At 58.1% G+C, this 14,323-nt stretch carries 16 protein-coding genes; 3 read left to right on the forward strand and 13 right to left on the reverse strand.

Annotated features, from left to right (window positions below):
• Positions 1-90 precede the first annotated feature (90 nt).
• The 3 genes from ASB65_RS21245 to ASB65_RS21255 form a co-directional block, all read right to left on the reverse strand.
• The gene (locus ASB65_RS21245) at positions 91-858 is read right to left on the reverse strand and encodes a M48 family metallopeptidase (protein ID WP_060725288.1); all 768 of its coding nucleotides are present in this window, start codon (positions 856-858) and stop codon (positions 91-93) included.
• A 68-nt stretch (positions 859-926) separates the two neighbouring features.
• Positions 927-2,159: a polyhydroxyalkanoate depolymerase gene (locus ASB65_RS21250; protein ID WP_233282980.1), complete on the reverse strand. Its 1,233-nt coding sequence runs from the start codon at positions 2,157-2,159 to the stop codon at positions 927-929.
• A 124-nt stretch (positions 2,160-2,283) separates the two neighbouring features.
• Positions 2,284-3,126, reverse strand: coding sequence for a fumarylacetoacetate hydrolase family protein (locus tag ASB65_RS21255; protein ID WP_060725290.1), 843 nt, complete (start codon positions 3,124-3,126; stop codon positions 2,284-2,286).
• 128 nt (positions 3,127-3,254) lie between these two features.
• Here ASB65_RS21255 and ASB65_RS21260 point away from each other — a divergent pair, with 128 nt between their 5' ends.
• Positions 3,255-3,857 (forward strand): nitroreductase family protein, encoded by a 603-nt coding sequence (locus ASB65_RS21260; protein ID WP_060725291.1) that lies wholly within the window; start codon positions 3,255-3,257, stop codon positions 3,855-3,857.
• A 105-nt stretch (positions 3,858-3,962) separates the two neighbouring features.
• On the opposite strand, the gene gyrB is transcribed toward ASB65_RS21260, so the two are convergent.
• The 5 genes from gyrB to ASB65_RS21285 form a co-directional block, all read right to left on the reverse strand.
• The gene (gene gyrB, locus ASB65_RS21265; RefSeq protein ID WP_003505346.1) at positions 3,963-6,398 is read right to left on the reverse strand and encodes a DNA topoisomerase (ATP-hydrolyzing) subunit B; all 2,436 of its coding nucleotides are present in this window, start codon (positions 6,396-6,398) and stop codon (positions 3,963-3,965) included.
• 156 nt (positions 6,399-6,554) lie between these two features.
• A complete protein-coding gene (locus ASB65_RS21270; protein ID WP_060725292.1) occupies positions 6,555-6,920 on the reverse strand; it encodes a helix-turn-helix domain-containing protein in 366 nt (121 codons plus the stop codon).
• Positions 6,917-7,486, reverse strand: a complete 570-nt coding sequence (locus ASB65_RS21275) for a Smr/MutS family protein (RefSeq protein WP_003505344.1) — start codon at positions 7,484-7,486, stop codon at positions 6,917-6,919. Before ASB65_RS21275 ends, ASB65_RS21270 begins: the two co-directional genes overlap by 4 nt.
• Positions 7,486-8,595 carry a murein transglycosylase A gene (locus ASB65_RS21280; RefSeq protein WP_060725293.1) on the reverse strand — a complete coding sequence of 370 codons (1,110 nt, stop codon included), beginning with the start codon at positions 8,593-8,595 and terminating at the stop codon, positions 7,486-7,488. The genes ASB65_RS21275 and ASB65_RS21280 overlap by 1 nt, the downstream gene beginning before the upstream one ends.
• On the reverse strand, positions 8,592-9,290 hold the full coding sequence (locus ASB65_RS21285; protein ID WP_003505341.1) for a Tim44/TimA family putative adaptor protein: 699 nt from the start codon (positions 9,288-9,290) through the stop codon (positions 8,592-8,594). The genes ASB65_RS21280 and ASB65_RS21285 overlap by 4 nt, the downstream gene beginning before the upstream one ends.
• Before the next feature lie 140 nt (positions 9,291-9,430).
• On the opposite strand from ASB65_RS21285, the gene ASB65_RS21290 reads away from it, so the two are divergent.
• Both ASB65_RS21290 and secB read left to right on the forward strand, forming a co-directional pair.
• Complete coding sequence (locus tag ASB65_RS21290; protein ID WP_003505340.1) at positions 9,431-9,979, forward strand: FxsA family protein; 549 nt, start codon at positions 9,431-9,433, stop codon at positions 9,977-9,979.
• Between the two features lie 102 nt (positions 9,980-10,081).
• Complete coding sequence (gene secB, locus ASB65_RS21295) at positions 10,082-10,564, forward strand: protein-export chaperone SecB (protein WP_003505339.1); 483 nt, start codon at positions 10,082-10,084, stop codon at positions 10,562-10,564.
• 98 nt (positions 10,565-10,662) lie between these two features.
• Here the strand turns inward: secB and dnaQ are convergent, their stop codons facing one another.
• From dnaQ to ASB65_RS21320, 5 genes are read right to left on the reverse strand one after another with little or no spacing between them, the layout of a single operon-like run.
• Positions 10,663-11,361, reverse strand: coding sequence for a DNA polymerase III subunit epsilon (gene dnaQ / locus ASB65_RS21300; protein ID WP_060725294.1), 699 nt, complete (start codon positions 11,359-11,361; stop codon positions 10,663-10,665).
• Positions 11,354-11,962, reverse strand: coding sequence for a dephospho-CoA kinase (coaE, locus tag ASB65_RS21305; protein WP_060725295.1), 609 nt, complete (start codon positions 11,960-11,962; stop codon positions 11,354-11,356). Before coaE ends, dnaQ begins: the two co-directional genes overlap by 8 nt.
• Positions 11,962-12,822: a shikimate dehydrogenase gene (locus tag ASB65_RS21310; RefSeq protein WP_060725296.1), complete on the reverse strand. Its 861-nt coding sequence runs from the start codon at positions 12,820-12,822 to the stop codon at positions 11,962-11,964. Before ASB65_RS21310 ends, coaE begins: the two co-directional genes overlap by 1 nt.
• A complete protein-coding gene (locus ASB65_RS21315; RefSeq protein ID WP_060725297.1) occupies positions 12,815-13,414 on the reverse strand; it encodes a Maf-like protein in 600 nt (199 codons plus the stop codon). Before ASB65_RS21315 ends, ASB65_RS21310 begins: the two co-directional genes overlap by 8 nt.
• A gap of 31 nt (positions 13,415-13,445) precedes the next feature.
• Positions 13,446-14,267 (reverse strand): pyruvate, water dikinase regulatory protein, encoded by an 822-nt coding sequence (locus ASB65_RS21320; RefSeq protein ID WP_003505331.1) that lies wholly within the window; start codon positions 14,265-14,267, stop codon positions 13,446-13,448.
• Positions 14,268-14,323 lie beyond the last annotated feature (56 nt).

Consider the following 14,323-nt stretch of genomic DNA (forward strand, 5'->3'; position numbering starts at 1 on the left):
ACATGAAATGCGACAAGAGTCGAGCCAAATCGCACCCATTCCCGATGGAATGTTTCACGTGAATCCAGATGGCGATCCGTGCCGCAGGTTTCAATCGAAATCGATGGCGTGAAGTTTGGAACCGTGGCGTTTCAGCCAGTCCTTGGCCTCATTGGTGTGCGGACACAGTTTTTCACACAAGGCCCAGAATTTCGGACCGTGGTTCATTTCGCTTAGATGCGCGACCTCATGGGCGGCAAGATAATCGATGACCTTTTCCGGGGCCATGACGATACGCCAGGAAAAGCTCAAGTTTCCATCATGGGAACAGGAGCCCCAGCGGCTGCGTGTATCCTTCATGCTGATGGACCGCACCGGCCGGCCGGCAGCGCTGGCATGAACGGCGACGAGCCGTTCCAGATCGGCCTTCGCTTCCTTTTTCAGGAATGTCGCGATCCGTCGTCTCAGATGTTCCGGCGCGCCGCTGACTTTCAGAACGTCGACGCCATCGGCGTCTTTCGCGATATGTGTCAGCCCTCGCAGGCTGCCGGTATGGTCAATGCGGTGGGATATGCCTCTGATATCGATGGTAGCGCCCGGACGCAAACCGTCATCGAGGCTGAATTTCAGAAGCTTGCCTTCCAGCCAGCCCTGATGCCTCTCGAGAAAATCATCCACCTGGCGGTGATGCAGGCCCATCGGGATCGTCAGCTTCAACGCCCGGCCGCCCGGTTCGATGCGCAAGGTGATACGCGTGGCCCGCGGATTTTCCCTGACCGTGATCGGCACCTGCCGGCCCGCCACCGCGACGGTGCGCTGGCTCGGCGCAACCTTCTTTGGCGCCGGTGACTTCTGGGATTTTCTGAGGAGCGAAAACATGAACCCTTCATAGCCGATTCGTCCGTCCCTTGGCCACGCAAATGCGCGGCACCACCCGCCATCTTACCCTAGGCAGTCTGATGCTTGCGGATGAAATCCAGCATGCGCGGCACGATTTCCTTGCGGAAACGCGAACCGTTGAAGACGCCATAGTGGCCGACATCCGGCTGCATGTAGTGGGCGCGTTTGTTTTCGGGGAGGTTACTGCAGAGATCATGGGCGGCCTTTGTCTGGCCGACGCCCGAAATATCGTCATTCTCCCCTTCCACAGTGAACAATGCAACATTGCGAATGGCGGCGGGATCGACCGCCCTGCCCCGATGCTGCATCTTTCCTTTCGGGAGCGCATGGTCGATGAAGACCGTTTCCACCGTCTGCAGATAGAACTCCGCCGTCAGATCCATGACAGCAAGATATTCATCGTAAAATTCGCGGTGCTTTTCGGCAGAATCGCCGTCATTCTTGACGAGGTTGAGGTAAAAATCCTTATGCGCTGTCATGTGCTTGTCGAGGTTCATCGACATGAAACCGGAGAGTTGCAGAAAGCCGGGATAGACATTGCGGCCGAAGGCGGGCTGCGGCCACGGCACCTGCATGACGACATTATCGCGGAACCATTCGATTGGCTTCGCCGTGGCGAGACCATTGACGGCTGTGGGATTGATGCGCGTATCGATCGGACCGCCCATCAGCGTCATGGATGCCGGTGCAAATTTATCGCCATCGGCCTCCATAAGCGAAACGGCGGCCAGAACAGGCACGGACGGTTGACAGACGGCGACCACATGCGCCCCCGGACCTATCTCGCGCAGCATCTCGATGACATAACTGATGTAATCGTCGAGATCGAAGGTCCCATCACTCACCGGCACCATGCGGGCATCGACCCAATCGGTAATGTAAATATCTGCCGAAGGCAGCAAGGCCTCCACGGTGCCGCGCAGCAATGTGGCATAATGGCCGGACATCGGCGCAACCAGCAGCACCTTCGGCTCGGGCCGGCGGGCAGGATCGATTTCTTTTTTGAAATGAACGAGATTGCAGAACGGACGCGACCAGACGGTCTCCTCGGCAACGTCGACGGTCTCGCCATCGACAATAGTCGTGGCAAGGCCGAATTCCGGTTTGACATAACGGCGCGTCAGGCGTTCGAAAACCTCGAAGCCGGCATCGAGGCTTCTTCCGAAAGCCGTGCTGGAAAGCGGGTTCATAGGATTGTTGCAGGCCTGGCGCATCATATCGGCACCGGCGCGCAGCGGCGCCATGGCCGCATGGTTCATTTCATAGAGGTGGTAGAACACTGATGACGCCTCCCTCGCGATCACGCTCTTTTTTTCAACCATAGCAGCTTTTCGCAGGTGCACAAAATCGAAGGCGCCGGCGGTTTCCCGCCAGCGCCTCACTTTCCGTTGAACGCTGTGGCGATCAGATGTCGGCGACGAAGGTCTGCTTCTGGGAACCGAGACCCTCGATACCGAGTTCCACGACATCACCAGCCTTCAGGTAACGCGGCGGCTTCAGGCCCATGCCGACGCCGGGAGGGGTGCCGGTGGAAATGACATCGCCGGGATGCAGCGACATGAACTGGCTGAGATAGGAGACAACGTGGGCAACGCCGTACACCATGGTCTTGCTGGAGCCGTTCTGCATGGTCTGGCCGTTCACCTTCAGCCACATGCCGAGGTTCTGCGGGTCAGTAATTTCCTCTTTCGTCACCAGCCAGGGGCCGATGGGGCCAAAGGTGTCGCAGGACTTGCCCTTGGTCCACTGGCCGGCACGCTCCGTCTGGAAGGCGCGTTCGGAAACATCGTGCGAAACGCAATAGCCGGCAACGTAGTCGAGAGCATCGGCTTCCGAGACATATTTGGCGGTCTTGCCGATAACAACGCCGAGCTCGACTTCCCAGTCGGTCTTTTCAGAACCGCGCGGAATAGTGACGTTGTCATTCGGACCGACGATGGCCGAGGTCGCCTTCATGAAAATGACCGGTTCCGGCGGTACGGTGGCACCTGTTTCGGCGGCATGGTCGGAGAAATTGAGGCCGATGCAGATGAATTTTCCGGTTCCCGCGACGCAGGCGCCGATGCGATCTTCATTCAGGACCGGAAGCGTGCTCAGATCGATCGCGGCGATCTTTTTGAGGCCCTCGGGAGAAATGGCGTCGCCGCCGATATCTTTCACATGGGCGGACAGGTCGCGGATTTTTCCTTCCGCATCGAGGATTGCAGGTTTTTCCTGGCCGGGCTGGCCAACACGCATCAATTTCATGGAACTCTCTCCCGGTTGTCAGACAAGGTGATGCATATATGAACGATGCATTCATACTTGTCACCCCTTGACTGCGCCAAGTTTCGAAAAATACCTTTTCCTTCCCGTCAATCAAAAGGACATGGCCCGTGACGAACAGCAATAACAGGCAATCCGAATATCCCGTTGATCCCCTCTTCCTTGATCGCTGGTCTCCGCGCGCCTTCGACGGCAACGCCATGCCGCCACAACATCTGATGACCATTCTGGATGCGGCGCACTGGGCGCCTTCCGCCTCCAACTATCAGCCATGGCGCTTTGTCTATGCGCACAAGGACAGCGAAGACTGGCCGCTTTTCGTGGAACTGCTTGTGGAGGGAAACCAGCGCTGGGCTAAAAACGCCTCTGTGCTGCTCTTCGTCATTTCCCGCGACCATAACATCTCGCGCGACGGTGAGAAAAAACCATCCGCGACCCATTCCTTCGATGCCGGTGCGGCCTGGTTTTCGCTTGCCATGCAGGCGCATCTGCTCGGTTACCACGCCCACGGCATGGCTGGCATCTTGAAAGACCAGATCGTTGAGAGGCTGAATATTCCAGAAGGCTACAATGTGGAGGCCGGGGTTGCCATCGGCACGTTGACCGACAAGTCCGTTCTTCCTGACGATCTGGCGGAACGGGAAGTACCGAGCAAGCGTCTGCCGCTTTCAGACGTGGCTTTTGAAGGACGCTTCACGGGCAAGACCGACTGATTTCAGCTTGTCCGCACAGAACAAAAGGCCCGGCGGTCAATTTCCGCCGGGCCCTTTGTTAAAGTTTCGTTTCACGTGAATCGTTACGCGAAACGCTCCACAAGATTAAATGTCGAGGTTTGCAACGCTCAGCGCATTTTCCTGGATAAAGTCGCGGCGCGGCTCCACTTCGTCACCCATCAGGCGGGCAAACAGGCCGTCGGCATCGGTCGCATCGTTGACCTTGACCTGCAGAAGCGAGCGAACATTGGCGTCAAGCGTCGTTTCCCACAGCTGCTCGGCATTCATTTCGCCAAGACCCTTGTAGCGCTGCATGGAAAGACCCTTGCGCCCGGCCGCGAAAATCGCGTCCAGCAGCGCGCGCGGACCGGCCAGTTCCATCGTGCCATCCTTGCGTTGCAGGACCGGCGGCGTGACGTAGATATCGCGTGTGCGGGCCGCGAGCTGATCGATATGGCGGGCATCGGCCGAACCGAGCAGGCCCATATCCAGCGTCGAGACTTCCTTGACGCCGCGCACCATGCGCTCGAAGCGCAAACCGCCATCCTGCAGCACGGTGCCGGACCAGCCGCGTTCGGTTTCTTCCGCAATCATGTCGAGACGCCGCGCCACTTCGGCAACGGTTTCTTCGGCGCGGGCGGCATCGGCCGAAAGCTCGGGGTTCAGCGCGCCGGCAATGGCAGCCTGTTCCACGATCGAGCGGCTGTAACGGGAATGCAGCCCGTCGATCAGCGAGCGCATGCGCAACGCATCCAGAATGACTTCACGAAGATCGGCGCCGACGCGCACTTCGCCAGAGCCGAGCGTCAGCGATGCTTCCTCGATACCCATGGAGATCAGGTACTCTTCCAGCGCCTTTTCATCCTTGAGGTACTGCACGGATTTGCCACGCGTGACCTTATAAAGCGGCGGCTGGGCGATATAGAGATGGCCGCGCTCGATCAGTTCCGGCATCTGGCGGAAGAAGAAGGTCAACAGCAGGGTACGGATGTGAGCGCCGTCGACGTCAGCATCCGTCATGATGATGATCTTGTGGTAACGCAGCTTGTCGGCGTTGAACTCGTCCTTGCCGATGGACGTGCCAAGTGCCGTGATCAGCGTACCGATTTCCTGGCTGGACAGCATCTTGTCGAAACGGGCGCGTTCGACATTGAGGATCTTGCCGCGCAGCGGCAGGATCGCCTGCGTTTCGCGCGAGCGGCCCTGCTTGGCCGAACCGCCAGCGGAGTCACCCTCAACGAGGAAAAGTTCGGATTTCGCCGGATCGCGCTCGGAGCAGTCGGCAAGCTTGCCGGGCAGAGAGGCGATATCGAGCGCACCCTTGCGGCGCGTCAGTTCGCGCGCCTTGCGGGCAGCTTCGCGGGCAACCGCCGCTTCCACCACCTTGCCGACGAGGATTCTCGCGTCGGACGGATGTTCTTCCAGCCAGGTGGAGAGCGCTTCGTTGACGAGGCTTTCCACGACCGGACGCACTTCGGACGAAACGAGCTTGTCCTTCGTCTGCGAGGAAAACTTGGGGTCGGGAACCTTGACGGAAAGAATGGCCGTCAGACCTTCGCGGCAGTCCTCACCCTGCAGGCTTACCTTTTCCTTTTTCAGGATGCCGGAAGTTTCGGCATAGGAGGTTACCTGACGGGTCAGCGCCGCGCGGAAACCGGCCATATGGGTGCCGCCGTCGCGTTGGGGAATGTTGTTGGTAAAGCAGAGCACGTTCTCGTGGTAGCTGTCGTTCCACCAGAGCGCGACCTCAACCGTAATGCCGTCCTTTTCGCCCTTGATGGCGACAGGCTTGTCCACCAGCGGCTTCTTGGCACGGTCGAGATAACGGACGAAGGCTTCGAGGCCGCCATCATACAGCAGCTCTTCCTGCTTGATATCAGAATGGCGCTTGTCGGTGAGCAGGATGCGCACGCCGGAATTCAGGAATGCGAGCTCGCGCAGGCGATGCTCCAGCGTTCCATAATCATAGTCCGTCATGGTGAAGGTTTGCGGGCTTGCGAGGAAGGTGACTTCCGTGCCCGAACGGCCTTCATATTCGCCAATGACGGAAAGCGGCGCATCGGCAACGCCATGGGTGAAGCCGATTTCATGCAGCTTGCCATTGCGGCGGATTCTGAGCTTCAGCCAGACCGAGAGCGCATTGACCACCGACACGCCCACGCCATGCAGGCCGCCGGACACCTTGTAGGAATTCTGGTCGAATTTACCGCCAGCATGCAGCTGGGTCATGATGACTTCGGCGGCGGAAACGCCTTCGGAAGAATGGATGTCGGTCGGAATGCCGCGTCCGTTATCCGTCACCGTTACGGAGCCATCGGCGTTCAGCGTCACCGTCACCAGATCGGCATGACCGGCGAGAGCCTCGTCGATGGCGTTGTCGACGACTTCATAGACCATGTGATGCAGGCCGGAACCGTCATCGGTGTCACCGATATACATGCCGGGCCGTTTGCGCACGGCATCAAGGCCCTTGAGAACCTTGATCGAATCGGCTCCATATTCCGCATTCGCGCCGACTTCGCTTGACGATGTTTCGGTCATAAGTACTCTTTCCAAAGTTTTCCTGGCCAGGTTTCCAGTGAGAAGGCCTGAAGCCAGCGAATCACTCAAATCCGACATGCGACTATAGAAATTCTACACCCAATCCCAAAGGCCGCATGCTTCAGGATGCCGAATAAAGCAGGGGATAGAGGGGTTTCAATCGCAAGAACGGCTTTTTTGCAGCAAGGCTGACAGTTCCTCTACCACACTCGGCGGCAGCTTGCGAATATCCCGTGCGAGACGGTTGGCGAAAGCCGTATATTGCGGCGGCAGGCCGATGGTGTCGATCACCACTTTCGGGTCGGACGAGCCGGCCAGAAAGAACAATTCCTCCGCCTCGTCCCAGATGATGTTGAAATATCCGGCGATGCGCTGCAGCAGATCAAAGCTCGGCTTACCACGCTTGCCATGCTCGAGCGCCGAAAGATAAGCCGGCGACACGCCGATGGCGGCGGCCATCTGTTTCTGCGTCACGCCCTTGCGTTCACGAAGCTGCCGCACGGCCTCCGCAAAGGGCGTCATGACTTTTCACCCCGCCGACGCGCCAGCCGCACATAAAGCGCGCCGTCGCCGCCGTGATTGGCGGATGCATCCTCATAGGATGAAATCAGGTGGCGATATTCCGGTTTGGAAAACCACATGGGCACCGCCCTTTTCAACGCGCCATCGCTGCCAATGGAACGCCCCTTGCCCGTTATGACGAGCACATGCCTGAGACCCCGTTCATGCGCGCGCAACAGAAAATCAAGCAGCACCGCATGGGCTTCGCTCTGGAACATGCCGTGCAGATCGATCCGCCCTTCCAGCGGCAGTCGGCCACGCGTGAGCTTGCGCTTGACCGGTTTTTCCATCGGCTGATGAATTTTCGGCTTTTTGTCCGGAGCCGCTGACGGCGGCTCGGCCGGCTCGGCAAGCATGCGGGGGAAGCTGCTCTTGCCGGTCTGGGAAACCTCGGGTTCAACCAAAGGCTCCTCCATGTCCTCGAAAGCCAGCAAGTCTTCCAGTCTGCCGGAGATCGGCCGCGTGGTTTTTGCGACCTTTCCCCACAGAATGCGCTCTTCCTTGCCGAGCTTGCGACTGCTCTTCATCACCGATACCTCTCCGCAGCAACCCGCGGTATCAGTATATAAAACTCGGCCTCATTGCGCACCGTACCGGCAAGCTCTCCTGCTTCGAAACCGGAGCCCGTGAAGATATCGCCACGGGCCGGGCCGACAATGGCTGAACCCGTATCGAGCGCCAGCATCAGCCGCGCGAAAGGTTTTCCACCATCGAGATGAGTAAGCGACGGTGAATGGATGAAGAAGGGAAGCCCGAACGTGTGGATGAGCCTGTCGACCGCAAGCGCCCGCCCCGCGACGAGCGGCACTTTTGCGGCGGCAATCGGCCCCATATCCAGATCTGCGACATCCGCCTCCCGGAAAAAAATGTAGGAGCGGTTATGCCATAACACCCCATCCACCTCGTCGGGATGGTCAGCGAGCCATTTGCGGATCGTCTGCATCGATACGGTTTTCGGATCAAGTTCCCCGCGATCAAGAAGCAGGCGGCCAATCGGCGAAAAAGGATGCCCGGCCTTGGCCGCATAGGTGATGCGCTTTACCGCGCCATCAGGAAAAACCAGACGCGCCGCACCCTGCACATGGACAAAAAACAGGTCCACCTTCGATCTCGCCCAGGCGATCTCAAGGCCCCTGCCCTTCAGATGCCCTTCATCGATCGCCTGGCGGTCGGGAAAATAGGAAATACCGTCCACGTCCGCCCCGCCGAAAGCATAGGAGGGATCGAAGCCGGGGGGCCGATTGGTATCGTCGATATCCACCAGTTCGGGCGGCCGGCGGTAAATCGGATAACGCCAGATGTCGTCGGGTTCAGATGACACTTCCAGTTCGGGTTCGTAAAAAGCGGTTACGAAACCGCTTTTTACCGGAGCCGAAGAAATCCTGAAAGGCACGCAATTGGTTTCGAAAAACCGGCGCGCCTGTTCCGGACTGTTTGCTAGGTTTTTCTCAGCACTTTCCAGAAGCGAAACAAGTTCCGCCGCCGTGACCCCGAGCGCGCCGGTCCTGTAGGGTTTTGCGTTCCGAAGATGCGACAGGATTGTCGCCATCGCGGGAAAAAGCTTGCCCGGATCGTCTTGCCGCCATCCGGGCAGGTCGCTGAAAGAAACTTCCTCGATCGAAAAGGGCGCGGTCATTGCTCGGATTCGGTAGCGATCAGCTTCCAGTTCGGATCACGCGAGCGGATATCGCGCGAGAAGGTCCAGATATCATCCACCTCCGCAACTGTATCCGGATCGCCATCCACCAGCTTGCCGTCCTTGTCATAGGTCGCCGAAATCAGCTGGCTGATGATCCTCAAGGTGATCTGCACTTCGGAATCGCGCACACCGGCCTGGGTAATATCTGCTTTCTCGATGCCCACGAAGGTGGACTTCACCACCTCCCCACGACCTTCCCGCTCTGAAATCGCCGCTTCGAAACCATCGAAAACCTCCTTCGACAGAAGGTTCTTGAGTGTCTTTCGATCGCCATCGGCAAAACCCATGACGATCATTTCATAAGCCATGCGAGCGCCGTTCAGGAATTCCTTGGGACCGAAGGACGGGTCCCTGGTCATCACCTCACGCAGCGATGCATTGAGTGGGCTATCGACGGGCGCTAGCGCATCCGCCTCGGCAAAGCGGTTCTCATCCTCTGCCTCGCTGCGTTTCGGCAAGGTCACGACCTTGTTATCATCTGCAACGGGGCCCTTTGCCACATCTCGCGGGCTATAGGGGTCGAATGGCGGCTTCTCATTGCCCGTGCGGCGGCCAAGGACACTGCGCAGCTGAAAGAAGATCAGCACCGCTGCAACGAGAAAAAACAATGTGATAAAGTCGCTAAAGCCCATGTTTTACCAAAACCGCCATTTAAATTCGAAAACCTCACCATCATATAGTCTGCATCTTATCATCATTCAAATGTGCAGATTCAATCATCGGTGTCCCGGGAACCGGCAATCTGCCAGAGATGCACACGCAAGGCTAGAAGATGCGTTTTTCCTTTCTCCCCATCGTCATCCTGATGATGCCCATTCTCGAAATTGCCGGCTTCATTATCGTCGGCAAAGCGATCGGCTTGTGGCTGACATTGGCGCTTGTCCTGTTCACGTCGTTTCTGGGGCTCCTGATCCTACGTCTCGGCGGCATCGGCATGGTGAGAAACCTTCAGGATGCGGGCCGCACCGGCGCGCAGCCGGCGGATGAACTGGTGAATGGCGCCATGCGCGTCGTTGCCGGGATCCTGCTTATCATTCCCGGCTTCATTACCGACATTCTCGGCCTTCTGCTTCTGTCTCCGATCGTACGGCGGTTTTTCTGGAAAGCCTTCGGACCGCGGGTCGTCGTTGCGGGTTCGTTTCGGCAATCCGGCCAGCAATCCGGTCCTCAGCCCGGTGATTTTTCCGGCTTTCGCAACGGTCCGGGACATGCCGGCAATTCGAAGGTGGTGGATCTCGACGAGGAGGAGTTTCACCGCGAGGAGCCAAAGGGTTCCCCATGGTCGCGCAAACCTGATGATCGCGACCTACCCAAACCCTGATCTCGGGCGGAATGGATCGCGATGACCCGATCACGAAGGGTTGTAAGCCCCGGGTCGAAATGATAGACCGCCTTCCACGAATTCACGCCGTGAGGAAACGTAATGACCGCTGAAAATGGTGCACAGGGCGCAGTAAGTCCTTCCCTCAACATTCTTGCCCAGTACATCAAGGATCTTTCCTTCGAAAATCCGGGTGCTCCCCGTTCGCTTCAGGCCCGTGAGAATGCGCCTTCGATCAACATCAATGTCAACGTCAACGCAAACCCGATCTCCGGCTCGGATTTCGACGTTGTCCTGACGCTGAATGCGGAAGCCAAGGATGGCGACAAGGTCCTGTTTGCGGCCGAGCTGGTTTATGGCGGCGTGTTCCGCATTGCCGGTTTCCCGCAGGAGCATATGCTGCCGGTGCTGTTCATCGAGTGCCCGCGCCTGCTCTTCCCCTTCGCCCGCCAGATCATCGCCGACGTCACCCGCAATGGCGGCTTCCCGCCGCTGATGATCGACCCGATCGATTTCGCGCAGATGTTTGCGCAGCGCGTTGCCGAAGAACAGGCCAAGGCCCAGGTTCACGCCGTGCCGAACTAAGCGGCGCCCAAGGCCCTACATTGCAGATAAAACAAAACCCGGGTTCTTCGCCCGGGTTTTTCTTTGGCCAGAGTTCCATTTCAACGCCTCAGCAGGCGTCAATTCTGGTAGCGGTTCCAGATCGCCTTGTCGCCCATGCCGAGAACGAGCTTGCCATGGGCCGCCACCGTTTCCGCATCCAGTCTTGAGGGCAAGGGGCTCGGTCTTTGCAGCGGCGCAAGCGGCACATCATCCTCGATGACAATGGTTTCCTGCTTGGGGGCGGACCCGACGCCGAGCGCCGTCTGCCGCCCGCCGATCATTTCAATATAGACTTCGGCCAGCAGTTCGGAGTCGAGAAGTGCGCCGTGCTTGGTACGGTGGGAATTATCGATGCCGTAACGCCGGCAAAGCGCATCCAGCGAATTCGGCCCCATGGGGTGCTTGCGGCGGGCAAGCGAAAGCGTGTCCGTCACCAGATCGGCGGACACCGGTTCGATGCCGAGGCGAGCGAATTCGGTATTGATGAAGCCCATGTCGAATGTGGCATTATGCGCCACCCAGCGCGCACCATCGAAGAAGTCACGAATCTGGTCGACGACCTCGGCGAATTTCGGTTTGTCTTTCAGAAACTCGTCGGTAATGCCGTGAACGGCAAGCGCGTCGGGATGAACCTTGCGATCTTCAGGGCTGATATAGAGATGCAGCGTGCGGCCGGTGGGAAAGTGGTTGATCAGCTCGATACCGCCGATTTCAATCACGCGGTCCAGCTTCGATTCAAGGCCTGTGGTTTCCGTATCGAAAATGATCTCACGCATTCATCTCTCCGCGGCGCGACTCAGCGGCCAGTTTCTGCAATATCTCTCTTACCTGATCCCGTGCTGCTTCGACACCACTTCCGGAATCGACGATAAAATCGGCACGCCGGCGCTTTTCCGCATCGGGCGTCTGTCGGGCGAGGATCATTTCGAATTTCTCTTCCGTCATGCCGGGTCGGGACAAAACCCGCTCTCGCTGAATCTCCGGCGCACAACTTACCACCACGACTTTATCGACGCGACTTTCCGCCCCGGTTTCGAACAGCAGGGGGATATCGAGGAGGGCGAATTGCCGATCGTCTTTCCTTGCCGCCGCCAGAAAGGCTTCCTGCCTCTTGCGTACCAGCGGATGCACGATCTCCTCCAGTCTGCCAAAATTAGCCGGATTCTCCCGCAAGACATCGCCGAGTTTCTGCCTGTCCACCACACCGGAAACGGTGGTACCCGGAAATGCTGCCTCAATCAGCGGAACGGCTTCGCTCCGGTATAGCCCATGCACGACCTCATCCGAATCGAGAACCGGAACCCCTTCCCCCGCAAACAGCTTGGCGGTCGTCGTTTTTCCCATTCCAATCGAGCCGGTGAGACCGATGACGATCATCAATGTTTCTCCATGTCCTCGATGATGAGAGAACGCAAGGTTTCATCGACCTCAGGCATTTTGCCGAACCATCGCATGAAACCGGGTTTTGCCTGATGAAGCAGCATGCCCAATCCGTCGACCGTCGCAATGCCTTGCTCTTCCGCCATATTAAGGATCGGTGTCTTCAAAGGCACGTAGACGATATCGGTCACGACGGCCTGGGCGGCCAGCGGCGAAAAATCAAGATGCGGCGCTTCCGTTCCATCCATGCCGAGCGATGTCGTGTTCACGAAAAGCCCGGCGCCCTGCATGACCTCATGAAGCGCTGCCTGGGGGTGGGAAAAGACCCGCGGCCCAAAACGGTCAGCCAGTTCTCGCGCACGCTCGACGGTACGGTTCAGGACATGGATCTCGGCAATACCACGATCACGCAGGGACTGAATAACCGCCCGGCTTGCGCCGCCGGCACCCAAAATCACGGCCCGCTCGGCCTTGTCCCAGCCCGGATGACGTTCATCGAGATTGGCGACGAAACCGTAACCATCCGTATTGGTGGCGCGAAGACTGCCCTCCTCCATCCAGACAGTGTTGGCGGCGCCGAGTTCTTCCGCCAGAGCATCGGGTTTATCTGCCAGCCGATAGGCCGCTTCCTTATGGGGAATAGTGACATTGCCGCCGACGGGTGTGCCCGGCTTGCCTTCCTTCAGCACTGCAATGAAATTCGTGAAATCATCAGGAGAGACTTCAACGGCCTTATACGAACCGGCAATCCCGAATTTCTTCAACCAGTAAGAATGGATAATAGGCGACCGCGAATGCTTGATCGGGTAACCGACAACGAAGGCATTTATGGTTAATGTTTCACGTGAATCAGCCATCGATGACATCCATGTCGCGCAGTTTCGATAAAAGCGGCAGAAGCGGCAGACCTAGAATGGTGAAATAATCGCCCTTGATTGAGGTGAATAGCTGGATTCCCTCTCCCTCAAGCTGGTAAGCGCCGACACTGCTCAAGGCCTTTTCGCCCACCCGTTTCAGGTGACGGGAGACAAATTCTGCACTTAATGTTCGAACGCCTAGCTCGGCGCTGGAAACGGTCTGCCACACCACCTCTCCATGCCGGACGAGAACGGCAGCGCTGTTCAGACGATGGACCTTGCCGGACAATGAGAGCAGATGCGCTTCGGCCTCCACCATCGTTTTTGGCTTGTGATAGACACGGGCACCAAGCGCCATGGTCTGGTCGCAGCCGAGAACCAGTGCTTCCGGATGGAGCGCGCCGACCGCAAGAGCCTTGGCCCTGGCAAGTTCCAGTGCGACCTCTTCCGGGCTGGCGCCGTCTCGTTCCAGCTGTTCATCGAGCGCACGCTCATCAATATACGCCGGGATTGCCGAAAATGTCAGCCCCGCATTGCGCATCAGCATCTGGCGGGATGCGCTGGACGAGGCGAGGATCAACTCTTGTTTCATCGACTGTCTGCTCCGAATGGTGCGATCCGGATTATCGCGTCCTCGAGCGGAGGGCAAGGATGGCTGCGGCCGTTTCCTCGATGGAGCGGCGTGTGACATCAATCAGCGGCCAATTATTGCGGGCGCAGAGCGCGCGCGCATATTTCAGCTCTTCCATGATGGTGGCGCGATCCGTGTAACGCCCGCTGTCAAATCCGCCCGTCGCGCCCAACTCCCGGTTTTCACGCACCTGCGATATACGATCCGATGTCGCGACCAGACCCACAATCAGCGGCCGGGTGGCGGCATAGAGGCTTTCCGGCAAAGGCACATTGGGAACAACCGGAATATTGGCAGTCTTTATTCCCCTGTTGGCGAGATAGATGCTGGTTGGTGTTTTTGATGTGCGGCTGATGCCGATGATAACAATATCAGCCTCGTCATAGGTTTCCGGCATTTGCCCATCATCATGATCCATGGCGAAATTGAGCGCCTCGATCCGGGCAAAATAATCCGCATTCAACGCGTGCTGCGCGCCCACCCGCCGTCGGGACGGCGCACCGAGATAAGTCTGGAAAATACCAATGATCGGTTCGAGGACGTTGACGCAGGGCACCCCGATCGCATGGCACCGCAGATCCAGGAACTCGGCCAGCTGCTGATCGACGATGGTATAGAGGACGATACCCGGCTCCTTGTCGATGAGGTCGACCACCTGCGCGAGCTGTTTCTGGTTTCGGATCATCGGATAGACATGTTCCACCGGCATTGAGGCGTGAAACTGGGCCGAGACGGCACGACCGGCCGACATCAGAGTCTCGCCGGTTGAGTCCGAAATCAGGTGCAGATGGAAGAAGCTTTTTTTGTTCTCCACGCTGTTTTTCTCCCGCTGTTGATAAACCGGGACAAATCCCCGAATTGCCCTGCGGG

It is taken from the genome of Agrobacterium tumefaciens str. B6 (assembly GCF_001541315.1).
Lineage (GTDB): Bacteria > Pseudomonadota > Alphaproteobacteria > Rhizobiales > Rhizobiaceae > Agrobacterium > Agrobacterium radiobacter.